Annotated in this window: 26 protein-coding genes; 14 read left to right on the top strand and 12 right to left on the bottom strand. The window is 71.4% G+C overall.

Annotation, left to right across the window (positions count from 1 at the left end):
- Positions 1-78 precede the first annotated feature (78 nt).
- On the top strand, positions 79-1,419 hold the full coding sequence (locus RFN52_RS07560; protein WP_184844079.1) for an NsdA family TPR-like regulatory protein: 1,341 nt from the start codon (positions 79-81) through the stop codon (positions 1,417-1,419).
- 107 nt (positions 1,420-1,526) lie between these two features.
- Complete coding sequence (locus tag RFN52_RS07555) at positions 1,527-2,072, top strand: NUDIX hydrolase (protein ID WP_062925859.1); 546 nt, start codon at positions 1,527-1,529, stop codon at positions 2,070-2,072.
- A gap of 1 nt (position 2,073) precedes the next feature.
- On the opposite strand, the gene RFN52_RS07550 is transcribed toward RFN52_RS07555, so the two are convergent.
- Both RFN52_RS07550 and RFN52_RS07545 read right to left on the bottom strand, forming a co-directional pair.
- The gene (locus RFN52_RS07550; protein ID WP_031142045.1) at positions 2,074-2,331 is read right to left on the bottom strand and encodes a hypothetical protein; all 258 of its coding nucleotides are present in this window, start codon (positions 2,329-2,331) and stop codon (positions 2,074-2,076) included.
- Positions 2,332-2,559: 228 nt separating this feature from the next.
- On the bottom strand, positions 2,560-3,435 hold the full coding sequence (locus RFN52_RS07545; protein WP_184844076.1) for a 3-hydroxybutyryl-CoA dehydrogenase: 876 nt from the start codon (positions 3,433-3,435) through the stop codon (positions 2,560-2,562).
- Positions 3,436-3,614: 179 nt separating this feature from the next.
- Between RFN52_RS07545 and RFN52_RS07540 the strand changes: the two genes are divergently transcribed.
- The gene (locus RFN52_RS07540) at positions 3,615-4,844 is read left to right on the top strand and encodes a glycoside hydrolase family 10-like protein (protein WP_445082010.1); all 1,230 of its coding nucleotides are present in this window, start codon (positions 3,615-3,617) and stop codon (positions 4,842-4,844) included.
- A gap of 1 nt (position 4,845) precedes the next feature.
- Here RFN52_RS07540 and RFN52_RS07535 read toward each other — a convergent pair whose 3' ends face one another.
- Together RFN52_RS07535 and RFN52_RS07530 are read right to left on the bottom strand one after the other, a co-directional pair.
- Positions 4,846-5,046 carry a DUF1918 domain-containing protein gene (locus RFN52_RS07535; RefSeq protein WP_184844070.1) on the bottom strand — a complete coding sequence of 67 codons (201 nt, stop codon included), beginning with the start codon at positions 5,044-5,046 and terminating at the stop codon, positions 4,846-4,848.
- Between the two features lie 93 nt (positions 5,047-5,139).
- Positions 5,140-6,060 (bottom strand): DMT family transporter, encoded by a 921-nt coding sequence (locus tag RFN52_RS07530; RefSeq protein ID WP_184844067.1) that lies wholly within the window; start codon positions 6,058-6,060, stop codon positions 5,140-5,142.
- On the opposite strand from RFN52_RS07530, the gene RFN52_RS07525 reads away from it, so the two are divergent.
- From RFN52_RS07525 to RFN52_RS07515, 3 genes are all read left to right on the top strand, one after another.
- Positions 6,059-7,495 carry an aminotransferase-like domain-containing protein gene (locus RFN52_RS07525; RefSeq protein WP_184844064.1) on the top strand — a complete coding sequence of 479 codons (1,437 nt, stop codon included), beginning with the start codon at positions 6,059-6,061 and terminating at the stop codon, positions 7,493-7,495. The genes RFN52_RS07530 and RFN52_RS07525 overlap by 2 nt on opposite strands.
- A 41-nt stretch (positions 7,496-7,536) precedes the next feature.
- Positions 7,537-7,977 carry a GNAT family N-acetyltransferase gene (locus RFN52_RS07520; protein ID WP_184844062.1) on the top strand — a complete coding sequence of 147 codons (441 nt, stop codon included), beginning with the start codon at positions 7,537-7,539 and terminating at the stop codon, positions 7,975-7,977.
- Positions 7,978-8,050: 73 nt separating this feature from the next.
- Positions 8,051-8,644 (top strand): histidine phosphatase family protein, encoded by a 594-nt coding sequence (locus RFN52_RS07515; protein WP_184844059.1) that lies wholly within the window; start codon positions 8,051-8,053, stop codon positions 8,642-8,644.
- On the opposite strand, the gene RFN52_RS07510 is transcribed toward RFN52_RS07515, so the two are convergent.
- Positions 8,626-9,075 (bottom strand): DUF6314 family protein, encoded by a 450-nt coding sequence (locus tag RFN52_RS07510; RefSeq protein ID WP_184853821.1) that lies wholly within the window; start codon positions 9,073-9,075, stop codon positions 8,626-8,628. The two genes, RFN52_RS07515 and RFN52_RS07510, sit on opposite strands and share 19 nt — an antisense overlap.
- A 137-nt stretch (positions 9,076-9,212) precedes the next feature.
- On the opposite strand from RFN52_RS07510, the gene RFN52_RS07505 reads away from it, so the two are divergent.
- Positions 9,213-11,699 (top strand): alpha-L-arabinofuranosidase family protein, encoded by a 2,487-nt coding sequence (locus RFN52_RS07505; RefSeq protein ID WP_184844057.1) that lies wholly within the window; start codon positions 9,213-9,215, stop codon positions 11,697-11,699.
- Positions 11,700-11,765: 66 nt separating this feature from the next.
- On the opposite strand, the gene RFN52_RS07500 is transcribed toward RFN52_RS07505, so the two are convergent.
- A complete protein-coding gene (locus RFN52_RS07500) occupies positions 11,766-12,458 on the bottom strand; it encodes a DUF6215 domain-containing protein (RefSeq protein WP_311240919.1) in 693 nt (230 codons plus the stop codon).
- Between the two features lie 172 nt (positions 12,459-12,630).
- Between RFN52_RS07500 and argC the strand changes: the two genes are divergently transcribed.
- The 5 genes from argC to RFN52_RS07475 are packed head-to-tail and all read left to right on the top strand — an operon-like array spanning position 12,631 to position 17,467.
- Positions 12,631-13,659 (top strand): N-acetyl-gamma-glutamyl-phosphate reductase, encoded by a 1,029-nt coding sequence (argC, locus tag RFN52_RS07495; protein ID WP_184844051.1) that lies wholly within the window; start codon positions 12,631-12,633, stop codon positions 13,657-13,659.
- A complete protein-coding gene (gene argJ, locus RFN52_RS07490; protein ID WP_184844047.1) occupies positions 13,656-14,807 on the top strand; it encodes a bifunctional glutamate N-acetyltransferase/amino-acid acetyltransferase ArgJ in 1,152 nt (383 codons plus the stop codon). The genes argC and argJ overlap by 4 nt, the downstream gene beginning before the upstream one ends.
- Positions 14,804-15,718, top strand: coding sequence for an acetylglutamate kinase (gene argB, locus RFN52_RS07485; protein WP_184844044.1), 915 nt, complete (start codon positions 14,804-14,806; stop codon positions 15,716-15,718). Before argJ ends, argB begins: the two co-directional genes overlap by 4 nt.
- A complete protein-coding gene (locus RFN52_RS07480; protein WP_184844041.1) occupies positions 15,715-16,914 on the top strand; it encodes an acetylornithine transaminase in 1,200 nt (399 codons plus the stop codon). The genes argB and RFN52_RS07480 overlap by 4 nt, the downstream gene beginning before the upstream one ends.
- A gap of 7 nt (positions 16,915-16,921) precedes the next feature.
- Positions 16,922-17,467: an arginine repressor gene (locus RFN52_RS07475; RefSeq protein ID WP_184844037.1), complete on the top strand. Its 546-nt coding sequence runs from the start codon at positions 16,922-16,924 to the stop codon at positions 17,465-17,467.
- 169 nt (positions 17,468-17,636) lie between these two features.
- Here the strand turns inward: RFN52_RS07475 and RFN52_RS07470 are convergent, their stop codons facing one another.
- The 6 genes from RFN52_RS07470 to RFN52_RS07445 all read right to left on the bottom strand — a co-directional run bounded on the left by RFN52_RS07470 (position 17,637) and on the right by RFN52_RS07445 (position 23,387).
- Positions 17,637-18,440: an FAD:protein FMN transferase gene (locus RFN52_RS07470; protein ID WP_229856913.1), complete on the bottom strand. Its 804-nt coding sequence runs from the start codon at positions 18,438-18,440 to the stop codon at positions 17,637-17,639.
- Entirely contained in the window at positions 18,433-19,512 is a 1,080-nt protein-coding gene (locus tag RFN52_RS07465) for an FMN-binding protein (RefSeq protein WP_184844034.1), read from the bottom strand. Before RFN52_RS07465 ends, RFN52_RS07470 begins: the two co-directional genes overlap by 8 nt.
- Before the next feature lie 40 nt (positions 19,513-19,552).
- The gene (locus RFN52_RS07460; protein ID WP_184844031.1) at positions 19,553-20,935 is read right to left on the bottom strand and encodes a ferredoxin reductase family protein; all 1,383 of its coding nucleotides are present in this window, start codon (positions 20,933-20,935) and stop codon (positions 19,553-19,555) included.
- Between the two features lie 126 nt (positions 20,936-21,061).
- On the bottom strand, positions 21,062-21,760 hold the full coding sequence (locus RFN52_RS07455) for a L,D-transpeptidase family protein (protein ID WP_184844028.1): 699 nt from the start codon (positions 21,758-21,760) through the stop codon (positions 21,062-21,064).
- A gap of 3 nt (positions 21,761-21,763) precedes the next feature.
- Positions 21,764-22,351, bottom strand: coding sequence for a pyridoxamine 5'-phosphate oxidase family protein (locus tag RFN52_RS07450; RefSeq protein WP_184844025.1), 588 nt, complete (start codon positions 22,349-22,351; stop codon positions 21,764-21,766).
- Positions 22,352-22,490: 139 nt separating this feature from the next.
- Complete coding sequence (locus RFN52_RS07445; RefSeq protein ID WP_184844022.1) at positions 22,491-23,387, bottom strand: hypothetical protein; 897 nt, start codon at positions 23,385-23,387, stop codon at positions 22,491-22,493.
- 222 nt (positions 23,388-23,609) lie between these two features.
- Here RFN52_RS07445 and argH point away from each other — a divergent pair, with 222 nt between their 5' ends.
- Positions 23,610-25,043, top strand: coding sequence for an argininosuccinate lyase (gene argH / locus RFN52_RS07440; RefSeq protein WP_184844019.1), 1,434 nt, complete (start codon positions 23,610-23,612; stop codon positions 25,041-25,043).
- A gap of 153 nt (positions 25,044-25,196) precedes the next feature.
- Positions 25,197-26,168: an aldo/keto reductase gene (locus tag RFN52_RS07435; protein WP_184844016.1), complete on the top strand. Its 972-nt coding sequence runs from the start codon at positions 25,197-25,199 to the stop codon at positions 26,166-26,168.
- The last annotated feature ends 57 nt before the right edge of the window (positions 26,169-26,225 follow it).

Genomic DNA, 26,225 nt, shown 5'->3' with positions numbered 1-26,225 from the left:
GATTCGAGCACTCCGTTCACACCCCGTGTGAAGGCGGACCCACTAACCTGGCCGCACCGAGCCACCCGGGGGGCCCACATGCAGCCCAACACTCTGCTCGACGCGATCCTGGACGAGGCGGGGATCTCGCACGCGGGGCTGGCCGCACACGTCAATCAGGCGGGACGGGCGCGTGGCCTGTCCCTGAGGTACGAACACACCGCCGTCGCCCGGTGGTTGAAGGGGCAGCGCCCCCGGGGCCAAGTGCCCGACCTGATCTGCGAGGTGCTCGCGGGCCGGCTGCAACGGCAGGTCACCCTCGACGACATCGGCCTCGGCGTGCCCGGCGAGCCGTCCGCCCCGCACACCGGTTCCCTGTCCGGGTTCGTCGAACGGGCCACCGCCCTGTGGCGCTCCGACCAGCAGCAGCGCCCGCACATCCTGGGCGCGCCCGCGCTCACCGGCACGCCCGCCGTGATGCCGGTGTGGGAGTGGGAGAACCCGCCCGAGGACGTGGACGTCTCCCGCGGCGGCAGACACCGGGTCACCACGGGCGATCTGGAGATGCTGCGGGCCGCCCGCGCGCACTACGAGCAGATGTACCGCAAGGCCGGGGGCATCGCCACGCGGGCCCGGATCGTCGGCTTCCTCAACGCCGAGGCCGCACCGCTGCTGCGCGGCGGCTACACCGATGAGACGGGCCGTCAACTGCACCGGGCCACCGGCGGGTTGGTGGCGGTCGCCGGCATCTGCGCGTACGACTCCGACGCGCACGGGCTCGCCCAGCGCTACTTCCACCAGGCGCTGCGGCTGGCCAAGGCCAGCGGGGACCGGGGCCTGGGGGCGTATGTGATCGCCCTGCTCGTCAACCAGTCGCTGTTCATGCGGGAGTACCGGCAGTCCGTCGCCTTCGCGGAGGCGGCGCTGCGGGCCGCCGGCAAGCACATCACCCCGGCGCTCGCCTCCGACCTCTACGCGATGCAGGCCAAGGCGTACGCGCATCTCGGCGACGGCGGCAGTGCCCTGTCCTGCATCCGGCGGGCCGAGCAGTCCGCCGAGCGCATCCGGCGCGGCTACGAGCCCGACGAGACCGGTTATGTCCAGCCCGGGCTCGTCAACGTCCAGGTGGCGGAGGCGCTGTTGAGCCTCGGGGAGATCGCGGCCGCCGGGGAGCATGCCGCGGCCGCCGTCGACAACCCGGCGCACGACCGCGGCCGGGTGCACCGGCTGGCGATGCTGAGCACCATCGAACTGCGGCAGGGCAACGCCGACAAGGCGGTGGTCATCGCCGTGCAGATGGCCGAGCAGGCCCGGGGCATGGAGTCCCAGCGGCTGCGCGACCGGCTGCGCGCGGTGCGGGAGCACCTGGTGCGCAGTGGCTGCGCGGGCACGGCCGAAGCCGCCGAACTCATCGACGGGGCCCTGCGCGTACCGTTGTAGATCCGGGCGGTGGTGCCCGGGGTCGCTCCGAGGCGCTTCCTGTGCGCCTGCTGTCCCTCCGTCCCTGCTGCGATATTGCCACTTACTCGACGGAAGGTGGCAGAACCGTGCAGTGGACGAAACACAACGAGCAAACTGTGTACTCAAACCGCTGGTTCAGCGTCAATCTCGCGGATGTCGAACTGCCGGACGGCAGGCACCTGGACCACTTCCTCATACGACTGCGCCCCGTTGCGGTGGCCACGGTCGTGAACGAGGCCAACGAGGTGCTGCTGCTCTGGCGGCACCGCTTCATCACCGACAGCTGGGGGTGGGAACTCGCGGCGGGGGTCGTCGAGGACGGCGAGGACGTCGCCCGCGCGGCCGCCAGGGAACTGGAGGAGGAGACCGGCTGGCGGCCGGGACCCCTGCGCCACCTCATGAGCGTGGAGCCGTCCAACGGGCTCACCGACGCCCGGCACCACGTGTACTGGGCCGACGAGGGCGACTACGTCGGGCACCCCGTGGACGACTTCGAGTCGGACCGCCGGGAGTGGGTGCCTCTCAAGCTCGTCCCCGACATGGTCGCCCGCGGCGAGGTCCCGGCCGCCAACATGGCGGCCGCGTTACTTCTGCTGCACCATCTCAGGCTCGGTCAGGACACGCTGCCCTGAGTCAGCGGCCCAGCACCTGCCAGATCGCCATGACGAGGGCACCCACGGCGGTGAGGGCGGCGACCGCGGGCAGCGGCCAGCGCGCGTGTTCGAGCGTGTGGATCCGGGTGTTGAGCTCCTCGATCTCCTTGGCGGTCTCCTCGGTGCGGTGGCTGAGCAGAGCCAGTCCGCCCTCGACGCGGGCGTAGGCCACATCGAGGCGGCGTCGTAACTCTGCGAGTTCTCCATGAACGACGGGATGCTCGGGATCGGCGGTCACGATTCCGCTCCTTTCCGTAGTCGTTTCACATCCCTTGCATGCGCATGAGGAGTCAACTCGCCTGGTGGGCGCCTGGGGAGAGTGTGCGTAGGGCATATGCGAGCCCGGCGCGCACACGGTGTGTGAATGCCGCGGGCCCGGCACCACATCCGGTGCCGGGCCCGCGACATGGCCGAAATCTGACCGTCCGTAATCGGCCTCGGGAAGGAGACGGACGGGCAGGAGTGGTCAGGCGTAGGTGTAGAAGCCCGAGCCCGACTTGCGGCCCAGCCGGCCCGCGTCGACCATGCGCTGCAGGAGCGGGGGAGCGGCGTACAGGGGCTCCTTGTACTCCTCGTACATGGACTGCGCGACCGAGGCGACCGTGTCCAGGCCGATCAGGTCCGACAGCTTCAGCGGGCCCATCGGGTGGGCGCAGCCCATCTCCATGCCGTTGTCGATGTCCTCGCGGCTGGCGATGCCCGTCTCGAACATCCGGATCGCCGAGAGCAGATAGGGGATCAGCAGCGCGTTGACCACGAAGCCGGAACGGTCCTGGGCGCGGATCGCGTGCTTGCCCAGCAGCTTCTCCGTGAACACCTGGGCGCGGCCGATGGTGCCCTCGGACGTGGTCAGCGCCGGGATCAGCTCGACGAGCTTCTGCACCGGGGCCGGGTTGAAGAAGTGGACGCCGATGACCTGGTCGGGCCGTGAGGTCGCCACCGCCAGCTTCACCAGCGGGATGGACGAGGTGTTGGAGGCCAGGATGGCGTCCGGCCGGGTCACGACCTGGTCCAGTACCTGGAAGATCTCGGTCTTGACCTGCTCGTTCTCGACGACGGCCTCGATCACGAGGTCACGGTCGGCGAATTCGCCGAGGTCCGTGGTGAAGCTCAGGCGGGCCAGCGTGGCCTCCTGCTCCTCCTCGGTGATCTTGCCGCGCTCGGCCGCCTTGGCCAGGGAGGTGAACAGCCGGGTGCGGCCGATCTCCAGGGCTTCGCCGGTGGTCTCGGCGACCTTGACGTCCAGGCCGGCCCGGGCGCACACCTCGGCGATGCCCGCGCCCATCTGACCGCAGCCCACGACTCCGACGCGTGCAATGTCTCCCGCTGGGATGTCCGTCACATCGTCCCTTTCGCTGCTGATCCACGTCCGGGCAGGTTCGCCGGGTCCCGGTGCCTGCTCCGTTCGTGCACGTTACTCCGAAGTATCGATGATCGATCGCCGGGGTCGGGTCTGCTTCGGGCATGCTGGGCGCGGAGCGATCCGCGGCCGGGCGGATCCGCGGCTTTTGGGGCATGCGGATGGGACGAGTCTCACGCAGGGCGTTCGCGGTGGCGGCGCTGTCGGCTTTCACGATGATGCCTCAGGCGTCGGCCGCGACCGGCCGCCGGGGCGGGGCACCGGACTCCGAGATGCGGGGCGTCTGGATCGCGTCCGTGGCCAACCGCGACTGGCCGTCGAAATCCGGACTGAGCGCGGCGCAGCAGCGCGCCGAACTGCTCACCCATCTCGACACCGCGGCCGACAACCGCCTGAACACCGTGTTCTTGCAGGTCCGGCCCACGGCGGACGCGATGTGGCCGTCGCCGTACGAGCCCTGGTCGCAGTACCTCACCGGCACCCAGGGCAAGGACCCCGGCTGGGACCCGCTGGGCACGGCCCTGGAGGAGGCCCATGCCCGCGGTCTTCAGCTGCACGCCTGGTTCAACCCGTACCGGGTCGCCGTGCATGCCGACCCGTCCCGCCTGGCCGCCTCCCACCCCGCCCGGGAGAACCCCGACTGGGTGGTGACGTACGGCGGGAAGCTCTTCTACAACCCGGGGCTGCCCGAGGTCCGCGCCTTCGTCGAGGACGCGATGCTCGACGCGGTGGCGAAGTACCCCGTGGACGGCGTCCACTTCGACGACTACTTCTACCCGTACCCCGTGGCCGGGCAGACCTTCGACGACGACGCGGCCTACGACGAGCACGGCGGCGGCTTCCCGGACCGGGCCGCCTGGCGGCGGGACAACATCGACCGGCTGGTGCGGGAGACGGCGGACCGCGTCAAGGAGGTCCGGCCGAGCGCACGCTTCGGCATCAGCCCCTTCGGCGTGTGGCGCAACGCCGCGACCGACCCTCTCGGCTCGGACACGAGGGCGGGCGTGCAGACGTACGACGATCTGCACGCGGACACGCGGAAGTGGGTGCGCGAGGGCTGGATCGACTACATCGTCCCGCAGCTGTACTGGAACATCGGCTTCGCCGCCGCCGACTACGCGAAGCTGCTGCCCTGGTGGGCGGAGGCCGCCCGCGACAGCTCGACGCAGCTCTACGTGGGGGAGGCGCTGTACAAGGCGGGTGACCCGGCGCAGCCCGCGGCGTGGCAGGAGACGGGCGAACTTTCCCGGCACCTGACGCTGGCCGGGGAGTACCCGCAGGTGCGCGGGCACGTCTACTTCGCCGCCAAGGACGTGGCGGCCGACCGGATCGGGGCGATGGCGCGGGTCGTCGCCGACCACTACGGGCAGCCGGCGCCGCCCCCGCGCTGAGTCATGGCCCGGTGGTGGTCTCCCTGTGCCGGATCTCCGTGTCGGGGCCCGGCGAGCACACGCCCTCGTGCCCGTCCTCGAACCGGACGCGGTACGGGGGACCGCCCTTCTGGCCGAGCACCTCGACGATCTCGCCGACCTTGTCGTGCTGACCGACCACCCTGCCGTGCTGGACAAGCTGGTCGCCCACGGTTGCGCGCATCTGGGGCCTCCTCACGGTGTGCGGAGCAGCGGTCCGTGGCCTCCGAGTCTACGGCGGGGGGCGCCTGCCGGCAGGGGCCGTGCGCCGTCCCGCTCAGCCGCGTGATCGCTGTGTGACGGCGATGCAGACCAGCACCGCCGCGGCCGTCAGCGGGGCGGCGACCGTGAGGTGCTCGCCCAGCAGCAGCACCGACCACACCAGTGTGAGCAGTGGCTGGGCGAGCTGCAACTGGCTGGCCTTGGGGATGCCGATGGCCGCCATGCCGCGGTACCAGACGACCAGCCCGGCGAACTGTGAGCCCGCCGCGACCCACAGCAGCCCGGTGACGCTGTGCGCGGTCAGCTGCACGGGCTCCCGCGTCAGGGCGAACGCGGCGACGGGCACGGTCAGCGGCAGGCACAGCACCAGCGCCCAGCCGATCACCTGCCAGCCGGGCATGACCCGGGCCAGGCGGCCGCCCTCGGTGTAACCGGCCGCGCAGACCAGCAGCGCGGCGAAGAGGTACAGGTCGGCGGTGGTCAGGGCGCCGCCGCTCTGCTGCACGGTGAAGGCCAGCACCGCCGCCGCGCCCACGAGGGCGGCGGTCCAGAAGGTGCGCGAGGGCCGGGTGCCCACGCGCAGCGCGGAGAAGAGAGCGGTCGTCAGCGGCAGCAGCCCGACCACGACGGCGGCGTGCGCGGTGGTGGAGGTCTCCAGCGCGAGCGTCGTCAGCAGGGGGAAGCCGAGGACGACACCGGCCCCGACGACCGCGAGTCCCGCCCGGTGCCGGCGGGCGGGCAGCGGCACGCGCAGGGCCAGCAGACAGCCGCCCGCGATCACCGCGGCCAGGACGCTCCGCACGGCGACCAGCGACCACGGGCCGAAGCCCTCCAGGCCCCAGGCGGTGGCCGGGAACGTGAGGGAGAAGGCGACGACGCCCAGGGCGGCCTGCAGGGTGCCGAACCCGGGGCGCTCCGGCCCTGGGGTGGCGACTGCTATCGGTGAGGTCGTAGTAGCGCTACTGTGTGCTCTCATGCAAGAGCGTAGCAGCGTGGATGAACTGGCCAAACAGCTCAGGCGGGAGCTCGACCGCTACTCACCCGGTGGAAAGCTGCCGTCGAGCCGGGCGCTCGTCGAGCGGTTCCGGGTGAGCCCCGTGACGGTGTCACGGGCCCTGGCGCAGCTCGCCGCCGAGGGCCTGGTGGTCACTCGCCCCGGAGCGGGCGCGTTCCGCGCGCAGGCCCGTACGGCACCGGCCCCCGCCGGGGACACCTCCTGGCAGGAGGTCGCCCTCAGCGCCGACGGAGCCGCCGACCTCGTACCGCGCTCGGTCGACGCCTCCGGCGTGCTGGTGTCCCTGGCCGCACCGCCGCCCGGCGTGATCGAGTTCAACGGCGGCTATCTGCACCCGTCGCTCCAGCCGGAGCGGGCGATGGCCGCCGCCCTCTCACGGGCCGGGCGACGCCCCGGCGCCTGGGGGCGCCCGCCCATGGAGGGACTGCCGGAGCTGCGCGAATGGTTCGCGCGGAGCATCGGCGGCGCGGTGACGGCCGCCGAGGTGCTGATCACCGCCGGCGGGCAGTCCGCGCTCACCACCGCCCTGCGCGCCCTCGCCCCGCCCGGCGCGCCCGTCCTGGTCGAGTCGCCGACCTACCCCGGCATGCTCGCCATCGCCCGGGCGGCGGGCCTGCGTCCGGTCCCCGTCCCGGTGGACGCCGACGGGGTGCGGCCGGAGCTGCTCGCGGACGCGTTCCGCGCCACCGGCGCCCCGGCCTTCGTCTGCCAGCCGCTCTTCCAGAACCCCACCGGCGCGGTCCTGGCGCCCGGGCGGCGCGCCGAGGTGCTGCGCATCGCCCGGGAGGCGGGCGCGTTCGTCGTCGAGGACGACTTCGTACGGCGGCTGGTGCACGAGGACGCGGGGCCGCTGCCGCGCCCCTTGGCCGCCGACGACCCCGACGGCGTCGTCGTGCACGTCTCCTCGCTCACCAAGGCGACCTCGCCCAGCTTCCGGGTCAGCGCCCTGGCCGCGCGCGGGCCGGTCCTGGAGCGGCTGCGGGCCATCCAGGTCGTCGACACGTTCTTCGTGCCGCGCCCCCTCCAGGAGGCCGCACTCGAACTCGTCGGCTCGCCCGCCTGGCCGCGTCATCTGCGGGCCGTCTCCGCGGCGTTGAAGGCCCGCCGGGACGCGATGACCGGCGCCCTCGCCCTGCACCTGCCCGAGCTCGCCCTGCCGCACGTCCCCTCCGGCGGCTACCACCTGTGGCCCCGCCTGCCCGACGGCACGGACGAGTCGGCCCTGACCTCCGCGGCCCTGCGGGCCGGCGTCGCCCTCACGCCCGGCCGTCCGTACTTCAGCGCCGAACCACCGGCCGCACACGTCCGGCTGAGCTTCGCGGCGGTCGCCGGGACCGGGGAGATCGCCGAGGGCGTACGACGACTGCGCACGGCCTGTGACGAGGTGCTCGGATAACCGCTCGACGCTCCCGCGGGCCGCCTGCGAGCATCGCGCACATGACCGACACCCCGAGCCTGCCCGAGGGCTACGAGATCTCCACCGACCCCGCCCGCGTCGACCGCGGGCGCGTGCACCACTGGCTGTCCACCGACGCGTACTGGGCGCTGGGGCGCCCCCGGGAGAAGCAGGACCGGGCGATCGAGGGGTCGCTCAACTTCGGCGTGTACGAGACGGTGTCGGGGGAGCAGATCGCCTACGCCCGGGTGATCACCGACCGGGCGACCTTCGGGTGGCTGTGTGACGTGTACGTCGATCCGTCGGTACGCGGCAAGGGCGTCGGAGGCGCGCTCGTGGCCGCCGTACGGGACGAGCTGCGGTCGTACGGGGTGCGGCGGGTGCTGCTCGCCACGCACGACGCCCACGAGGTGTACGCGCGGCACGGGTTCGCGGCACTGGAGCGCCCCGGGGACTGGATGGCGCTGGTCTTCGGCCCGTGAGGGCCGGCGCACCCTCGGTAACTCGTAGGTAACACCTCTTGACCTGCGCACTTGCTGCGTCCACCATCGCCGCATGCCACTTCGGGTCACCTTCGTCGCCGCCGCGCGCAGCTCCCCGCTGCTCGCCGAGCGTTTCGAGGACGAACGGCCGCTGGACCAGGCCGGCTGGGCCGAGGTGGAGCGGGTCGCACAGGAGCTGCTGCCGCTCGCCGCGGCCGAACTGCGCTACTGCTCGCCGACTCCGCGCAGCCGGGCGACGGGGGAGGGGCTCGGATACGCGCCGCTGGTGCAGCTCGGCCTGCGCGACTGCGGCATGGGCCGGTGGCGCGGGCTGACCCTGGGCGAGGCGATGGCCCGGGAGCCGGATGCCGTGGACGCCTGGCTCGCCGACCCGCGCGCCACACCGCACGGCGGTGAGTCGCTGGTCGACTTCATCACCCGGGTCGGCGGCTGGCTCGACACCCGGCCCGTCGAGGACGGCTGCCGGGTCGTGGCGGTTGCCGAGCCGTCCGTGATCCGGGCGGCCCTGGTGTACGCCCTGAAGGCACCGCCCTCGACGTACTGGAACATCGACGTCCGCCCGCTGTCGACGACGTCCGTGACGGGCCGGGCGGGGCGCTGGAACCTGCGCTTCGACGGGGCGTCGGCTCAGCCCTCGCGCGCGTAGCCGGTGCGCAGTACCAGGTCCTTGGCGGGGCCGCCGACGTGCCACACCGTCCGCCAGTGGTCCGCGTCGAGGACGGTGAACTCCCCGCGGTAGAGGTCCGCCGAGCAGGGGTGGTCGGCGACGTGGCGGCCGGACGTCAGGTCCAGGTCGTGGAACGGCCGCCCGTCGGTGAACCGCACGTCCGCCGTGCCGCCCGGACCGGGCAGGAACCGCAGAATCCGCTCCGCGGGCCGGGCGACGCCCTGCCAGACGAAGGTGCCGGACTCGTGGTGCAGCAGCCCGCCGGGCTCCTCCGTCTCGTCCGCGCGGAAGTCGGTGGTGCCGGTGAACTCCCCCTCCGCGCCGCTCGCGAGATCCCGCACCGACCGTGTCACGCGCCAGCGCCCGGCCAGAAACGTCAGTGCATCCGGCACTGGCCAGAACTCGCCCATCCCGTACCGCTCTCCGTCCCACGCGTTGCTGCGCGACCCATTGACGCGCATCCGCCCCCTCCTTATCTTGCCGTTCGAAGTGCTGATCAATGTCTGATATTTCGAACACTCCTCTACCAGAGAGCCGCGGAGTATCCATGCCACGCACCGCCGCCCGCACCCGATGGAGACTGGGTCTCACGACCACCGCCCTCCTGACGGCAGCAGCCCTCGTACCGGCCCCCGCACACGCCGAGGACGTCACCGACTACGCGATCACCGTCGACCCGTCCGCCAAGGGCGCCGCGATCGACGACACGATGTACGGCGTCTTCTTCGAGGACATCAACCGGGCCGCCGACGGCGGTCTGTACGCCGAGCTCGTACAGAACCGGTCCTTCGAGTACTCCACCGCCGACAACGGCTCCTACACGCCCCTGACCTCGTGGGCGGCCGGCGGTACGGCTGAGGTCGTCAACGACTCGGGCCGCCTCAACGAGCGCAACCGCAACTACCTCTCCCTGGGCGCCGGCTCGTCCGTCACGAACGCCGGCTACAACACCGGCATCCGGGTCGACAAGGGCAAGCGGTACGACTTCTCCGTCTGGGCCCGCGCCACGAGCGGCACCACGCTCACGGTCTCGCTCAAGGACACCGCGGGCACGCTCGCCACCGCCCGGCAGGTCGCCGTGAAGGGCGGCTGGGCCAAGTACAAGGCCACGTTCACGGCGACCCGCACGAGCAACCGCGGCCGTCTCGCTGTCGCCTCGACGAATGCCGCCGCGCTGGACGAGGTGTCGCTGTTCCCGCGCGACACCTACAAGAACCAGCCGAACGGCCTGCGCAAGGACCTCGCCGAGAAGATCGCCGCCCTCAAGCCCGGCTTCGTGCGCTTCCCCGGCGGCTGCCTGGTCAACACCGGCTCCATGGAGGACTACAGCGAGGCCTCGAACTGGCAGCGCAAGCGCAGCTACCAGTGGAAGGACACCGTCGGACCCGTAGAGCAGCGCGCCACCAACGCCAACGTCTGGGGCTACAACCAGAGCTACGGCCTCGGCTACTACGAGTACTTCCGCTTCTCCGAGGACATCGGCGCCATGCCGCTGCCCGTCGTCCCCGCCCTGGTGACCGGCTGCGGCCAGAACAAGGCCACCGACGACGAGGCGCTGCTCAAGCGGCACATCCAGGACACCCTCGACCTCATCGAGTTCGCCAACGGACCGGCGACCTCCACGTGGGGCAAGGTGCGCGCGCAGATGGGCCACCCCAAGCCCTTCCACCTGACCCACCTCGGGGTCGGCAACGAGGAGAACCTCCCGAAGGAGTTCTTCGCGCGTTTCGAGCGGTTCCGGACGGCCATCAAGGCGAAGTACCCGGGCATCACCGTCATCTCCAACTCGGGCCCGGACGACGCCGGCACGACCTTCGACACCGCCTGGCAGCTCAACCGCGAGGGCAAGGTCGACATGGTCGACGAGCACTACTACAACAGCCCGAACTGGTTCCTGCAGAACAACGACCGCTACGACTCCTACGACCGCAAGGGCCCCAAGGTCTTTCTCGGCGAGTACGCCTCCCAGGGCAACGCGTGGAAGAACGGCCTGGCCGAAGCCGCCTTCATGACGGGCCTGGAGCGCAACGCCGACGTCGTCAAGCTCGCCTCCTACGCCCCGCTGCTCGCCAACGAGGACTACGTGCAGTGGCGCCCGGACATGATCTGGTTCAACAACCGGGCCTCCTGGAACTCGGCCAACTACGAGGTCCAGAAGCTGTTCATGACCAACGTCGGCGACCGCGTCGTCCCCTCGAAGGCCACCACGACCCCGAACGTCAGCGGCCCCATCACCGGCGCCGTCGGCCTGTCGACGTGGGCGACCAGCGCCGCGTACGACGATGTGAAGGTGACCTCGGCGGACGGCTCGACCCTGCTGAGCGACGACTTCTCGGGTGACGCCTCGAAGTGGACGACCAGCGGCCGGGGCAGCTGGAGCGTCCAGGACGGGAGTTACGTCCAGAGCGACACCGCCGCCGAGAACACCCTGGTCACGGCGGGCGACCCGGCCTGGAAGGACTACGACCTGCATGTGAAAGCCACCAAGAAGGCCGGTAAGGAGGGCTTCCTCGTCGCCTTCGGCGTCAAGGACACCGGCAACTACTACTGGTGGAACCTGGGCGGCTGGAACAACACCCAGTCGGCGATCGAGCAGGCCGTGGACGGCGGCAAGGGCACCCTGATGACGAAGCCCGGGTCGGTCGAGACCGGCCGTGCCTACGACATCGACATCAAGGTCCGCGGCCGCCAGGTCACCCTCTTCCTCGACGGCAAGGAGTGGGGCAGCTTCAAGGACGACAAGCCGGCCGAGCCGTTCCGCCAGGTCGTCACCCAGGACGCGAAGACCGGTGACCTGATCGTCAAGGTCGTCAACGCCCAGTCCGCCGAGGCCCGTACGGCCGTCGACCTCGGTGGCGCCAAGGTCGCCTCCACGGCCCGCGTGACCACGCTGGCCGCCGACGAGGACGCCGTGAACACCGAGACGGACACACCGGTGACGCCGGTGACGTCCACCCTGCGGGGCGTGGCCCCGAAGTTCACGTACACCTTCCCGGCGAACTCCGTCACCTTCCTGAGGATCAAGCAGAAGTAGCACTCGCCGGTGTGGGCCGCCGCCCCGGGGCGGCGGCCCACACCGTGAAAGCGGCCGGGCGCGGGCTCAGCCGCGCGCCTTCCAGCCCGGGACCGTCGGCAGCACCGTCTCCGCGACGCGCAGCAGCACCGCGTCGTCCGGCACGACACCGTCCGCGCGCCACAGGGTGACGTCGAGGGAGCCGCCGCGGTCCTTCGCGTCCTGGGCCACGGTGAGGGCCCGGGCGGGGACGCCGGGACCGCTGTCGGCGTCGCCGCCGTCGATCCGGAAGCTGATGCTGACGGTGCGGTTCGAGTAGAGCACCCCCGGGCGGCCCAGTACCTTCTGCCGACGGGCGTCGCTTCCGAGCAGGGTTTCCGACCCGGCCACCGGGAGGCCGTCGTAGGTCGCCGAGAGCGTGACGGTGTACGTCTCGAACTCGACCTGCGCCTGCGGTGTGGCGATGTCCTTGCCGCCGGGGGACCCGATGGAGCTGTCACTGCCGTATGCGGTCTTCGCCATCTCGGTGGGCGTGCCCAGCAGTGCGGCCAGGTCGGACCGGTTCAGTGCCTCGCACAGCTGCGCGCCGGAGAGGTGCTTGCCCTGCGGGGCCGGGGTCTCCCCGTCGGAGCAGGTGGCGGGCTTCGGCTCGCTCTCCGCGGACGACGTCTTCGCCAGTCCCCAGAAGCCGGCGCCGAGTGCCCCCACCAGCACCACCGCGGCGAGCGCCTGCCCCCACGCGTTCGCGCTGCTCATGGGCGCGTCGTTTTCCTCGGCCATGTCCCCCACCCGCCGTGATCCCCTGAAATGTGCCCGGGGACCTTAACCTGTGGTCATGGCCAGGACAAAGCTGGTTTCCGGGACCGCCGCCGCGGCAGCCGCGCCGCCCCTGAATGGGATTGCATAAACGTGCAGCGAAACGTATAGTCATGCCCTCTAAGGAGGAGGATCCATGGCGGTACGTGCGGCAGTGGCCGGAGCGAGTGGGTACGCGGGCGGGGAACTGCTGCGTCTGCTCCTGGCGCACCCCGAGGTCGAGATCGGTGCCCTGACCGGCAACTCGAACGCGGGGCAGAGGCTCGGTGCGCTCCAGCCGCACCTGCTGCCCCTGGCCGCCCGAGTGCTCCAGGAGACCACCCCCGAGGTCCTCGCCGGTCACGACGTCGTCTTCCTCGCGCTGCCGCACGGGCAGTCCGCCGCCGTCGCCGAACAGCTCGGCCCGGACGTGCTCGTCGTCGACATGGGCGCCGACTTCCGGCTGACCGACGCCGCCGCCTGGGAGCGGTTCTACGGCTCCCCGCACGCCGGAACCTGGCCCTACGGCCTTCCCGAACTGCCGGGCGCCCGCGCTGCGCTGGAGGGGTCCAAGCGCATCGCGGTGCCCGGTTGCTACCCGACCGCCGTCTCCCTCGCCCTCTTCCCGGCGTACGCGGCGGGCCTGGCCGGACCCGAGGCCGTGATCGTCGCCGCGTCCGGCACGTCCGGCGCGGGCAAGGCGCCCAAGCCGCACCTGCTCGGCAGCGAGGTCATGGGCTCGATGTCCCCCTACGGCGTCGGCGGCGGGCACCGGCACACCCCCGAGATCACCCAGAACCTCAGCGCGGCCGCCGGTGAGCCGGTCACGGTGTCCTTCACACCGACCCTCGCGCCGATGCCCCGCGGCATCCTCGCCACGTGCAGCGCCAAGGCCGCCGACGGCGTCACGGCCGAATCCCTGCGCGCCGTCTACGAGAAGGCCTTCGCCGACGAGCCGTTCGTGCACCTGCTCCCCGAGGGCCAGTGGCCCGCCACGGCGTCCGTCCACGGTTCGAACGCCGTTCAGGTGCAGGTCGCGTACGACGCGGACGCCGGCCGGATCATCGTGATCAGCGCCATCGACAACCTCACCAAGGGCACCGCGGGCGGTGCCGTCCAGAGCATGAACATCGCCCTGGGTCTCGACGAGACCACCGGACTGACGACGATCGGAGTTGCGCCGTGAGTGTGACGGCAGCAAAGGGATTCACGGCGGCGGGCATCGCCGCCGGGATCAAGGAGAACGGCAACCCCGACCTGGCCCTCGTGGTCAACACCGGCCCCCGCCGCGCCGCCGCCGGCGTCTTCACCTCCAACCGTGTGAAGGCCGCGCCGGTTCAGTGGTCCGAGCAGGTCATGAAGAGCGGCCAGGTGTCCGCCGTCGTCCTCAACTCCGGTGGTGCCAACGCCTGTACCGGACCGAAGGGCTTCCAGGACGCGCACGCGACGGCCGAGAAGGTCGCCGAGGTCCTCGGCCGCGGCGCCATCGAGGTGGCCGTCTGCTCGACCGGCCTCATCGGCCTCCTGCTCCCCATGGACAAGCTGCTCCCGGGCATCGAGACGGCCGCCGGGTCCCTGAGCGAGCACGGCGGTGAGAAGGCCGCCATCGCCATCAAGACCACCGACACCGTCCACAAGACGTCCGTCGTCACCAAGGACGGCTGGACCGTCGGCGGCATGGCCAAGGGCGCGGGCATGCTCGCCCCCGGCCTCGCCACCATGCTCGTCGTCCTCACCACCGACGCGGACCTGGAGAACGACGTCCTGGACAAGGCCCTGCGCGCGGCCACCCGGACGACCTTCGACCGCGTCGACTCCGACGGCTGCATGTCCACCAACGACACCGTGCTGCTGCTCGCCTCCGGCTCCGCCGAAGTCACCCCGGAGTACGAGGAGTTCGCCGAGGCCGTACGGCAGGTCTGCGACGACCTCGGCCAGCAGCTCATCCGGGACGCCGAGGGCGCCAGCAAGGACATCAAGGTCGAGGTGATCAACGCCGCGACCGAGGACGACGCCGTCGAGGTGGGCCGCTCCATCGCCCGCAACAACCTCCTCAAGTGCGCCATCCACGGCGAGGATCCCAACTGGGGCCGCGTGCTCTCCGCGATCGGCACGACGAGCGCCGCCTTCGAGCCCGACCGGCTGAACGTCGCCATCAACGGCGTCTGGGTCTGCAAGAACGGCGGTGTCGGCGAGGACCGCGACAAGGTCGACATGCGCTACCGCGAGGTGCACATCGTCGCCGACCTCGCCGCCGGGTCCGAGACCGCCACCATCTGGACCAACGACCTCACCGCCGACTACGTCCACGAGAACAGCGCGTACTCGTCATGAGCACTGGAGCGACGCGCAAGCACACCGCGCTGCCCAAGGCGCAGATCCTCATCGAGGCACTGCCCTGGCTGGTCCGGCACAACGGCAAGACGGTCGTCATCAAGTTCGGCGGCAACGCCATGATCGACGAGGACCTCAAGGCCGCCTTCGCGAAGGACGTGGTGTTCCTGCACCACGCCGGCCTCAAGCCCGTCGTCGTGCACGGCGGCGGCCCGCAGATCAGCGCCGCCCTCGACCAGCACGGCATCGTCAGCGAGTTCAAGGCGGGCCTGCGGGTGACCACCGAGGACGCCATGGACGTCGTCCGGATGGTGCTGGCCGGGCAGGTCCAGCGTGAACTGGTCGGGCTGCTCAACCAGCACGGGCCCCTCGCCGTCGGCCTGACCGGCGAGGACGCGCACACCATCACCGCCACCAAGCACCAGCCCGAGATCGACGGAGAGCTGGTCGACATCGGACGGGTCGGCGAGATCACCGCTATCGACACCGGCGCCATCGAGGCCCTGCTCGCCGACGGCCGCATCCCGGTCGTCTCGTCGATCGCCCGCTCCCAGGACGACGGACATGTCTACAACGTCAATGCTGATACGGCGGCTGCGGCACTCGCTGCTGCACTGGGCGCCGAAACCCTCATGGTCCTCACGGACGTCGAGGGCCTCTACGAGGACTGGCCGCACAGCGACGAGGTGATCAGCCGCCTCACCGCCACCGAGCTGGAGCGGCTGCTGCCGGACCTGTCGTCCGGCATGGTGCCGAAGATGGAGGGCTGCCTGCACGCCGTGCGCAACGGCGTGACCACCGCCCGCGTCATCGACGGCCGGGTCCAGCACTCGATCCTGCTGGAGATCTTCACCGACGAGGGCATCGGCACGATGGTCGTGCCCGACGAGCAAGAGGGGGACGCCGTATGACCGCCCATCAGGAGTACGCCGAGCGGTGGCAGGGCGCACTCATGAACAACTACGGCACCCCGCTGCTGCCCCTGGCCCGCGGCGAGGGCACCCGCGTGTGGGACGCCGACGGCACCTCCTACCTCGACTTCGTCGGCGGCATCGCCACCAACGCCCTCGGCCACGCCCACCCGGCGGTGGTGGAGGCCGTGACCCGGCAGATCGGCTCCCTCGGCCACATCTCCAACTTCTTCATGGCTGAACCCACCGTCGCCCTCGCCGAACGGCTGCTGCGCCTCTTCGGCCGGGACGGCAAGGTCTTCTTCTGCAACTCCGGCGCCGAGGCCAACGAGGCCGCGTTCAAGATCGGCCGGCTGACCGGCCGGACTCACATCGTGGCCACCGAGGGCGCCTTCCACGGCCGCACCATGGGCGCGCTGGCCATGACCGGCCAGGCCGGCAAGCGCGAGCCGTTCCTGCCGCTGCCCGGCGACGTCACGCACGTGCCGTTCGGCGACGCGCAGGCCCTGGCCGCCGCCGTCACCGAGGAGACCGCGCTCGTCATCCTCGAACCGATCCAGGGCGAACTCGGCGTGGTCGTCCCGCCGGCCGGCTACCTCAAGGCGGCCCGGGCCATCACGGCCGCGACCGGGGCGCTCCTCGTCCTCGACGAGGTGCAGACCGGCATCGGCCGGACCGGTCACTGGTTCGAGTACCAGGCCCACGAGGGCGTCCTGCCCGACGTCGTCACCCTCGCCAAGCAGCTCGGCGGCGGGTTGCCGCTGGGCGCCACCGTCGCCTTCGGGCGCGCGGCCGACCTGCTCCAGCCCGGCCAGCACGGCACCACCTTCGGCGGCAACCCGGTCGCCTGCGCCGCCGGGCTCGCCGTCCTCGACACCATCGAGAACGAGGGGTTGCTGGAGAACGTCAAGCGGCAGAGCGAGAGGTTGCGGGACGAAATCGAGGGCCTCGGTCATCCGTTGATCGATTTCGTCCGGGGTACGGGACTCCTCCTGGGTATCGTGCTGACCGAGCCGCTCGCGCCCCAGGTGCGCCAGGCGGCTCAGGAGGCCGGATTCCTGGTGAACGTGCCCGCCCCCGACGTCGTCCGGCTGATGCCGCCGCTGAACCTTCGCGACGACGAGGTGGACGCGTTCCTCGGGGCGCTGCCCGGCATCCTCCAGGCAGCGAGCGGGGACGGACGATCCGGGGAATGAGACGACGATGAGCCAGGCGCAGGACCACGAGCAGCCGGGGGCGAACGGGCCCGCCGTGCCGCAGACCCGCACCGCCCGCCACCGCCGGATCGTGGACATCCTCAACCGGCAGCCGGTCCGCTCGCAGAGCCAGCTGGCGAAGCTGCTCGCCGACGACGGGCTGAGCGTCACACAGGCGACGCTCAGCCGGGACCTGGACGAGCTGAACGCGGTGAAGATCCGCAACTCCGACGGCGACCTGATCTACGCAGTACCCAGCGAGGGCGGGTTCCGTACGCCCCGGGCGCCGCTGGGCGGGTCGGCGAAGGAGGAGCGGATGCGGCGGCTCTCGCAGGAGCTGCTGATCTCCGCGGAGGCCTCGGCGAACCTCGTGGTCCTGCGTACCCCTCCGGGGGCCGCGCAGTTCCTGGCCTCGGCCATCGACCAGGCCGAGCTGCACGACATCCTGGGGACGATCGCGGGTGACGACACGTTGCTGCTGATCAGCAGGGACCCGACGGGTGGGCAGGCCCTGGCCGACCATTTGCTGAGGCTGGCCCAGAACGGGCACTAGGGGTTGTCGTTCGGGTGCGGGAGCGCTGTGGCTGATCGCGCAGTTACCCGCGCCCCTGGGCCGGTCCGCTCAAGCTGCGGGCAATCGTGCCGCCAAGGGCGGCACGGGTGGGCGCAGCGGCGGCACCCCGCTACGCCGGGCTGCGACCCCACCCGCCCTCAGCCACACCTCACCCCAGCCTCGCGGCCAACCCCCCGGTGCAACGAACCTCATCCCCGGCCGTGATCAGCAGCGCTTCCACGTCCGGCAGCGACTCCAGCCATGCCAGGCCCTCACGCGAGCCCATCGCGAACGCCGCCGTGGCCCAGCAGTCGACGAACGTCAGCCGGGGCCCCACCACCGTCACGGAGACCAGGTCCGTCACGGCTGAACGCCCCGTGCGGGGATCGACGATGTGGTCGCCCCGTTCGGCCGTACCGGACGTGGCGACGGACAACTCCGACACCCCCGCCGCGGAGACGACCGCCGCCAGACCCCCAGGTCGCAGCGGATCGGCCACACCCACCCGCCACGGCCGCTGCCCACCCGGTGTCCCGAGCAACTGCACGTCGCCGCCGCCGTTCAGGTTCACTCCGCACACCCCGGGCACGTCCGCCAGCCGTCGTGCCGCCCGCTCGACCGCCCAGCCCTTGACGATGCCGGTCGGATCGAGGCGGCCCCGGTACGACGTGCTGAACCAGCCGTCGCTCCTCCGCTCCGCCTCGGCGGCCAGGTCCAGCACCTCGGCGACCTCGGGGTCGCACTCCGCGACGGTCAGCTCCCCGCGCTGCAGCCGGGAGATCTGGCTGTCCTCGCGGTACGTGCTGAACACCTCGTCGACCCGGTGCAGCCCGGCGACGGCCTCGTCCAGGGCCGCGCGCACGGCGGCCGGTTCCCCGCCGCGGACGTCGAAGGAGAAGACGGTCCCCATCGTCTCCTCGGCATGACGTACCGCGGCGGGAGCCTCAGCGGGGTCGGCCACCGTGTCAGCCACCGGCCTGGTCCAGCGCGGACTGGAGGGACTGCTTGTAGCCGGCGCTGGTGTACGTGGCCCCGGACACGGCGTCGATCTGCGCGTTGCCGGCCGCCACGGCCGCCTGGTTGAGGCGGGGGACGGAGGAGGAGGTGATCTGGTCGCTGCGGCCGCCCTTGGGGGCCTGGACCGCCTCCGCCTTGGTGATCTTGCCGCCCGCGACGGTCACCCGCACCTGCACCGGGCCGTACTGTGTCTGCGCCACGCTGCCGGTGAGGGTCTGCGTCGCCGCCTGACCGCCTCCCGAACCCGCGGCCTGACCGCCTCCCGAACCCGCGGCCTGTGAGGAGCCGCCGCCGGCCGGAGCCTTGTCCAGGGCCGACTGGAGGGACTTCTTGTAGCCGGCGCTGGTGTACGTGGCGCCCGAGACCGCGTCGATGTCCGCGTTGCCGGCCGCCACGGCCGCCTGGTTGAGGCGGGGGACGGAGGAGGAGGTGATCTGGTCGCTGCGGCCGCCCTTGGGGGCCTGGACCGCCTCCGCCTTGGTGATCTTGCCGCCCGCGACGGTCACCCGCACCTGCACCGGGCCGTACTGCGTCTGCGCGACATCACCGGTCAGCGTCTGCGCGTTGCCCGACCCCTGCTGCGCCCCGGCCGACGCCTTCGCCTTGTCCAGGGCCGACTGGAGGGACTTCTTGTAGCCGGCGCTGGTGTACGTCGCCCCGGAGACCGCGTCGATCTCCGCGCTCTGGGCCGCGACCGCCGCCTGGTTCAGGCGCGGCACCGAGCTGGCCGTGATCTGATCGCTGCGGCCGCCCTTGGGGGCCTGGACCGCCTCGGCCTGGGTGATCTTGCCGTTGTTCATGGTCAGGCGGACCTGCACCGCGCCGTACTGCGTCTGCGCCGCGTCACCGGTGACCGCGCCGTTCACGCCGCCCTGCGGGGCCTGCCCGGCCGCCGCGGGCGGCGCCTGGCCGGCCGCCTGGGCGGAGCCCGGGTCGGAGGCCGGCTTGAGGGACAGCAGCAGCACGATCCCGGAGACGGTGGCTGCGCCGGCGAGTACGGCACGCCGGACGGGGTGAGACTTCCTCATCGTTTCCCAAACTCCTGAAAGACCGTTGGTGTCCCGTCGCTCACATCTCGAACGACTCGTGATGGATACGGCGAGCGGGTACTCCCGCGCCGCGCAGTGCCTCGTGGACCGACTGGGCGAAGCCGGGCGGCCCGCACATGAAGACGTCGTGGTCGCCGATGTCCGGGATCTTGCGCTGGAGGGACTCCGCCGAGATGTCGGGGCGTTCGCCCTCCGGGCTGTTGACCGCGTACATCAGCCGGGCGCCGCGTTCGTCGGCGATCCTGGCGAGTTCGCCCCACAGCGCCAGATCCTGCGTGGTGTTGGCCCGGTAGAGGAGGGTGATGTCGCCGGACGCGCCCGGCAGCGTCTCGAACAGCGCCCGCATCGGGGTGATGCCGACACCGCCCGCGACCAGCAGCACCTTGCCCCGGCTGCGGCGCTGCGCGGTCATCGCGCCGTACGGGCCCTCGGCCCACACCTTGGTGCCGGGTTCGAGGTCACGCAGCCGGGAGGTGTGGTCACCGATCGCCTTGACCGTGATCCGCAGCATGTCCGGGCGGGGCGCCGCCGACAGCGAGTACGGGTGGGAACTGAAGCGCATGCCCGGCGCCTTGAACCGCCACCGGAAGAAGTGCCCGGCCTCCGCGCCCATCCGGTGCAGCTTGCGCCCGCTGATCAGCACGGACACGATCCCGGGGGTCTCCTCGATGACCGCCGCCACCCGCATGCGGTGCCGCATGTTCAGCCGGATCGGGGTGAGGATCCGGTACCAGACGACCAGCGCGGTCACCACGCCGTACAGCCCGTACCAGAAGGTCTTCGCGGCCGGCTCGACGGCGAACTCGTTGCCGGTGGTGATCTGGTGCCAGAACGTCAGGTACACCGCCGCGTAGGTCAGCAGGTGCACGTGGTACCAGGTGTCGTACCCGATCAGCCGGCGTACCCCGCCGATCGACAGGATCCCGATGAGGAACAGCAGGCCCGTGCCGATGGCGGCCTTGCCCATGTCCGGCAGCTGGTTGATGGAGTCGGTCGTCTGCTGGACGATGTCGCCGAGCCCCTTGCCCGCCTGCAGGGCGTAGCCCCACATGATGAGGAAGACATGGGCGAGGACCAGGCAGAGCGTGTAGCGGCCGGTCATGGCGTGCCAGCGCGCGACCCGGTCGGTGCCCACCCGGCGCTCCAGCGCGGGCACCCGGGCCATCTGGAGCACCACCAGCGCCATGAGGTAGCCGGCGAGCAGACCGGTGATCCGGCCGGCGGCCAGGATCTTGCTCGTGTTGTCCGCGAGGGACGGTGTGTTGTCCCACCACAGCCACAGCACGGCCGCGGCACCGGCCCACAGGGCGATCAGCAGCGGGACGGCCGGGGAGCGGCGCGGGCGGATGCGGCGCATCGTCTGGCGGCGGGCGGCACGTCCGCCTGCGAGCGTGGTGGTCACGGTTCCTCCGTGGGGACTTGACCCTTGGCCCACAGATACGTGCCGGGACACGGGAGTGTTCAGCCGCGGTCCGAGTCGGCTGCGAAGAGGAGTGACCGGTGGTAACACGCACACGGCCGGCGCCCGTCACAGCCGCGTGACGGCCGTCTTCCCGCTCGTCGTGCCGACGGCGATGTGCGGCCGCCGCGCGGGATCGGCCCAGGTCAGGATCTGCCGCATCGCGTCCTCGGGCACGGACACGCAACCGGCCGTCGCACCCCGCCCGTTGACGTGGAGGAAGATCCCCGCACCGCGCCCCCGCACGGGACGCGCGTAGTTGAAGCCGATGACGAGCGCGTGTGCGTACTGGGCGCGGTAGGTGATCAGCTGCTCGGCCTCGGCGGCCCGGCAGTCGGCCGCGCGCGGCTCGCTCCAGCGGTTGTAGGAGCGGGAGTCGTTGTCCTGGCACCACCAGGAGTCCCGGTGCACCCGGCGGTATCGGTACGCCGTCCCGCGGGGCGCCGCCTTGATGCCGAAGGCGTACGGCAGGCCGTAGAGGCCGGTGGGGGTGGTGCTGGTGCCCTGCTTGCGGGAGGCGCCCGCGGCGAGCCCGTTCGCCCCGAAACGGGCGGGCGCAAAGCCCCTTCTCACCCAGCGTCCGTCTCCGCCGCGGTCCCACCAGCTGACCGTGCCCGTGGTCGAGGCCCGCTCCGGGGCCACCGCGGTGATCAGCTGGGTGCCGCCGCCGGTGTCCGCCATCCGGGCCGGCAGCGGCGGCGGGGCGGGCGGCCCGGCGCCGAGCGCGATCAGGGAGGAGACGGCGAGGGCGACGGCACCGGGGCGCATGTCTCAGACCGTAGAGGGAGGCAGCGGCAACGGCAGCCCGGGTAGTCCGTCCAGGCTGCTGGCGATGTGCTCCTTCTTGCTGAAGTACGCACTGAGCGAGGCGTCGTCCTCCCGGGCGAACCGCTTGCCGTGCAGGTCCCGGTCCTCCTCGTACGCCATGAAGGGCACCCCGTACCCGCAGGTGTCGCGGACGAGTTCGGCGGTGACGACGATGATCGCGCGCAGGCCGTGCTGCGTCGGGTCGATGTCCGGGAAGTGCGCGAGCAGTTCCCCGAAACGGGGGTCGTCGCGGAAGACCGGTTCACCTCTGCCGTGCACGCGGACGATGTTCGGCGGGCCCTGGAAGGCGCACCACATCAGGGTGATCCGCCCGTTCTCCCGGAGATGGGCGATGGTCTCGGCGTTGGAACCGGCGAAGTCGAGGTAGGCCACCGTCAGCTCGTCGAGCACCGCGAAGGAGCCGGTGAGCCCCTTGGGCGAGAGGTTGACCGTGCCGTCGGCGGCCAGGGGAGCGGTGGCGGTGAAGAAGACCGGCTGCGCCTCGATGAACGTGCGGAGCCGGCCGTCTATACGCTCATAAGTCTTTCCCATGTCGAACGATTATGGTCGCAGATCTTTCGGCCGTCTAAGGAATTGCGGGATCCGGTCACCTCTGCCGGATCCCGCAAGCAGGTGTGTCCGTGGCCGCCCCGGCCGGCGCTCCCACGGGGCGGCCACAGCGCCTGTCATCTCACTTGGTGAGCGTGCAGGTGGCCAGGGAGTCCAGGCCCTGGGGCTTCGCGGCCGTCCGTCCGATGGCGGTGGCGATGCGGTTGACGGTCGAGACGCGCTTGTCCTTGAGGGGGCCGAGGATGGCGTTCTGGACGAAGTTGGGGCCGCCCTGGCCGACGGTGTTCACCAGGCGGGTGTTGGCTTCCCGGATCTGGGTGTCGAGGAGGGTGAGGTTGCGGTCGACCTCGGCCTTGGCGGAGGCGGGGACGGCAGGCAGCTTGGAGCGGACGTCGGGGCAGGTGATCGTGCCGACGGCGGCGTTGCCGGCATTGCCCGCGTTACCTGCGTTGCCCGCGTTACCGGCGTTGCCTGCATTCCCGGCGTTACCTGCATTCCCCGTGTTGCCGGCATTCCCCGCGTTGCCGCCCGCCTGCGGCTTGCCGGCCGCGCCGCCGCCCGCGTTGGTGCCCGCGGCGTTCAGCGCGCAGGTGGCCAGGGAGTCCAGGCCCTGGGGCTTGGCGGCGGTCCGTCCGATGGCGGTGGCGATGCGGTTCACGGTCGCGACGCGCTTGTCCTTGAGGGGGCCGAGGATGGCGTTCTGGACGAAGTTGGGGCCGCCCTGGCCCACGGTGTCGACCAGGCGCTTGTTGGCTTCCTGGATCTGCGTGTTGAGCAGGGTGAGGTTGCGGTCGACCTCGGCCTTGGCGGAGGCGGGGACCGCCGGGAGCTTGGAGCGGACGTCCGGGCACGAGATGGTGCCGGGACCCGCCAGCGTCCGGGCGTTCTTGGCGCCGCTGTCGGGCGTCTCCCCGGCGAGGGCGAATCCGGCGATCACCGTGCCGGACAGTGCCACCGCGGCGGCGCCGCCGATGAACGTGACGCGACGCTTGTTGTACTTCGGAAGAGCCCTGGACATGCGGATGCCTCACTAGGGGTCGGGATGTCGTCGGTGTCATAACGCGGCGCCTGCGTTCGGCGAGAGGTACGGGTAAGCGGTTTCCCGCGTTCAAAGGATCTTCAAATTCCTTTCACGTGACCGGAAACCGCCCGTAGTCCCCGCTGAATTGACGAATCATGCAGTGGTCTGCATACTCATGCATGACGGCGAAGCACATCCACACCCCTTGAGGAGCGCGCAGTGAGCAGCAACAGCGGTGACGTCCGGCTCTGGGGCGGTCGTTTCGCCGACGGTCCCGCCGAGGCCCTGGCGAAGCTGTCCGCGTCCGTCCACTTCGACTGGCGCCTCGCGCCGTACGACATCGCCGGTTCGCGCGCCCACGCGCGCGTGCTGCACAAGGCGGGCCTGCTCACGGAGGACGAACTGACCCGCATGATCGCCGGTCTCGATCAGCTGGAGGCGGACGTCGCCGACGGCTCCTTCGTGGGCACGATCGCCGACGAGGACGTCCACACCGCCCTGGAGCGCGGGCTCCTGGAGCGCCTCGGCCCCGACCTGGGCGGCAAGCTGCGCGCGGGCCGGTCCCGCAACGACCAGGTCGCGACCCTCTTCCGCATGTACCTGCGGGATCACGCCCGGATCGTCGGCGGCCTCATCGCCGAGCTCCAGGACGCGCTGATCGGCCTCGCCGAGGCGCACCCGGACGTGGCGATGCCCGGCCGCACCCACCTCCAGCACGCCCAGCCCGTCCTCTTCGCCCACCACGTTCTGGCCCACGTGCAGTCCCTCTCCCGGGACGCGGAGCGGCTGCGCCAGTGGGACGCCCGCACGGCGGTCTCGCCCTACGGCTCGGGCGCCCTCGCGGGCTCCTCCCTCGGGCTGGACCCGGAGGCGGTGGCCAAGGACCTCGGCTTCGAGCACGGCTCGGCCGGCAACTCCATCGACGGGACCGCCTCACGCGACTTCGTCGCCGAGTTCGCGTTCATCACGGCGATGATCGGGGTCAACCTCTCCCGGATCGCCGAGGAGGTCATCATCTGGAACACGAAGGAGTTCTCCTTCGTGACCCTGCACGACGCCTTCTCCACGGGCTCGTCGATCATGCCGCAGAAGAAGAACCCGGACATCGCCGAGCTGGCCCGCGGCAAGTCCGGCCGCCTGATCGGCAACCTGACGGGCCTGATGGCCACGCTCAAGGCCCTCCCGCTCGCGTACAACCGCGACCTCCAGGAGGACAAGGAGCCGGTCTTCGACTCCATCGACCAGCTGGAGGTCCTGCTCCCGGCCTTCACCGGCATGATGGCCACCCTCACCGTCCACCGGGAGCGCATGGAGGAACTGGCCCCGGCCGGCTTCTCCCTCGCCACGGACATCGCCGAGTGGCTGGTCAAGCAGGGGGTCCCGTTCCGCGTGGCCCACGAGGTCGCGGGGGAGTGCGTCAAGGCCGCCGAGGCCGAGGGCAAGGAACTGGACGAGCTGACGGACGACCAGTTCGCGAAGATCTCCAGCCATCTGACCCCCGAGGTCCGCACGGTCCTCAACGTCCCCGGCGCCCTCGCCTCCCGCAACGGCAGGGGCGGCACGGCTCCCAGTGCGGTGGCGATCCAGTTGGCCGAGGTGAAGGCCGACGTGACGGCCCAGCACGAGTGGGCGGTGGCCAGGAAGCAGGCCTAGGGAATCGCCCTCCAGGGGGCGCGGGGAACGGCGCGAACAAGCGAAGACGACCCGCACTCGCCGAAACACCGCAACGATCGAGCCCTGAGGCGAAGGTCATCAGGGGTTACGTTGGGTCGGAGCCGAACCGGAGCCGACCGAACGGAGCCCCCGATGCCCTTCGCCCGCCTGGCCACAGCCACCACCCCCACCTGCCACATCGGCCTCGGCCTCGCCGCCGTCGGACGCCCGGGCTACATCAACCTCGGACGGGACGAAGACCTCGGAGAGGACCGCAGCGTCGAAACGCTGCGCACCCGCACCCACGAACTCCTCGACGCCGCCTACGCCCAGGGCGTCCGCTACTTCGACGTCGCCCGGTCCTACGGCCGCTCCGAGGAGTTCCTCGCCGAATGGCTCAAGGCCAGGCCGGCCTTCGGCGACATCGTCGTGGGCAGCAAGTGGGGTTACACCTACACCGCCGACTGGTCCACGGACGCCGAGCAGCACGAGGTCAAGGACCACACCCTCGCCACCTACGAACGGCAGCGCGCGGAGAGCGAGGCGCTGCTCGGCGACCGGCTCGACCTCTACCAGATCCACTCGGTGACCCCCGACAGCCCGGCCCTCACCGACAAGGAACTGCACGCCAGGCTCGCGGAAGCCGCCGAGCGGGGCCTCACGGTCGGCTTCTCCACCAGCGGCCCCGCACAGGCGGAGGCGATCCGCGCCGCCCTCGCCGTGACGGTCGACGGCGAACCCCTCTTCCGCACGGTGCAGTCCACGTACAACGCGCTGGAGACGTCCGCCGCCCCCGCGCTCGCCGAGGCGCACGACGCCGGGCTCACCGTGATCGTCAAGGAGGGCATGGCCAACGGCCGGCTGGCCGGGCCGCACGCCCCGCAGGTCGTGCGGGAGATCGCCGAACAGGCCGGGCTGGGCTGCGACGCCGTCGCCCTGGCCGTGATCCTGCGGCAGCCCTGGGCCGGCGTCGTCCTCTCCGGTGCCGCGACCGCCAATCAGCTCGCCTCGAACCTGCACGCGGCGGTCGTCGATCTCGACGACGAGCAGCTGACCCGCCTCGCCACCCTGGTCGAGGAGCCGCAGGCGTACTGGGAGCGGCGCGCGCAGCTGCCCTGGCACTGATCACCTTTCGCCCGCATCGTGCGGCAGCCGTGAGTCACACATGCCCCGAGTGAGACA

This window comes from Streptomyces collinus (genome assembly GCF_031348265.1).
Classification (GTDB): Bacteria; Actinomycetota; Actinomycetes; order Streptomycetales; family Streptomycetaceae; genus Streptomyces; species Streptomyces collinus.
Note: the sequence above shows the minus strand (reverse complement) of the source record. Positions and strands in the feature narration are given on the sequence as shown.

What these genes read in the sequence shown, in the direction of transcription:
- RFN52_RS07560 (WP_184844079.1), top strand. Translation starts at nt 79, where the DNA reads ATGCAGCCCAACACTCTGCTCGACGCGATCCTGGACGAGGCGGGGATC.
- RFN52_RS07540 (WP_445082010.1), top strand. Translation starts at nt 3,615, where the DNA reads ATGGGACGAGTCTCACGCAGGGCGTTCGCGGTGGCGGCGCTGTCGGCT.
- RFN52_RS07535 (WP_184844070.1), bottom strand. Translation starts at nt 5,046, where the DNA reads ATGCGCGCAACCGTGGGCGACCAGCTTGTCCAGCACGGCAGGGTGGTC.
- RFN52_RS07525 (WP_184844064.1), top strand. Translation starts at nt 6,059, where the DNA reads ATGCAAGAGCGTAGCAGCGTGGATGAACTGGCCAAACAGCTCAGGCGG.
- RFN52_RS07530 (WP_184844067.1), bottom strand. Translation starts at nt 6,060, where the DNA reads ATGAGAGCACACAGTAGCGCTACTACGACCTCACCGATAGCAGTCGCC.
- RFN52_RS07520 (WP_184844062.1), top strand. Translation starts at nt 7,537, where the DNA reads ATGACCGACACCCCGAGCCTGCCCGAGGGCTACGAGATCTCCACCGAC.
- RFN52_RS07515 (WP_184844059.1), top strand. Translation starts at nt 8,051, where the DNA reads ATGCCACTTCGGGTCACCTTCGTCGCCGCCGCGCGCAGCTCCCCGCTG.
- RFN52_RS07510 (WP_184853821.1), bottom strand. Translation starts at nt 9,075, where the DNA reads ATGGGCGAGTTCTGGCCAGTGCCGGATGCACTGACGTTTCTGGCCGGG.
- RFN52_RS07505 (WP_184844057.1), top strand. Translation starts at nt 9,213, where the DNA reads ATGCCACGCACCGCCGCCCGCACCCGATGGAGACTGGGTCTCACGACC.
- RFN52_RS07500 (WP_311240919.1), bottom strand. Translation starts at nt 12,458, where the DNA reads ATGGCCGAGGAAAACGACGCGCCCATGAGCAGCGCGAACGCGTGGGGG.
- argC (WP_184844051.1), top strand. Translation starts at nt 12,631, where the DNA reads ATGGCGGTACGTGCGGCAGTGGCCGGAGCGAGTGGGTACGCGGGCGGG.
- argB (WP_184844044.1), top strand. Translation starts at nt 14,804, where the DNA reads ATGAGCACTGGAGCGACGCGCAAGCACACCGCGCTGCCCAAGGCGCAG.
- RFN52_RS07480 (WP_184844041.1), top strand. Translation starts at nt 15,715, where the DNA reads ATGACCGCCCATCAGGAGTACGCCGAGCGGTGGCAGGGCGCACTCATG.
- RFN52_RS07475 (WP_184844037.1), top strand. Translation starts at nt 16,922, where the DNA reads ATGAGCCAGGCGCAGGACCACGAGCAGCCGGGGGCGAACGGGCCCGCC.
- RFN52_RS07465 (WP_184844034.1), bottom strand. Translation starts at nt 19,512, where the DNA reads ATGAGGAAGTCTCACCCCGTCCGGCGTGCCGTACTCGCCGGCGCAGCC.
- RFN52_RS07455 (WP_184844028.1), bottom strand. Translation starts at nt 21,760, where the DNA reads ATGCGCCCCGGTGCCGTCGCCCTCGCCGTCTCCTCCCTGATCGCGCTC.
- RFN52_RS07450 (WP_184844025.1), bottom strand. Translation starts at nt 22,351, where the DNA reads ATGGGAAAGACTTATGAGCGTATAGACGGCCGGCTCCGCACGTTCATC.
- RFN52_RS07445 (WP_184844022.1), bottom strand. Translation starts at nt 23,387, where the DNA reads ATGTCCAGGGCTCTTCCGAAGTACAACAAGCGTCGCGTCACGTTCATC.
- RFN52_RS07435 (WP_184844016.1), top strand. Translation starts at nt 25,197, where the DNA reads ATGCCCTTCGCCCGCCTGGCCACAGCCACCACCCCCACCTGCCACATC.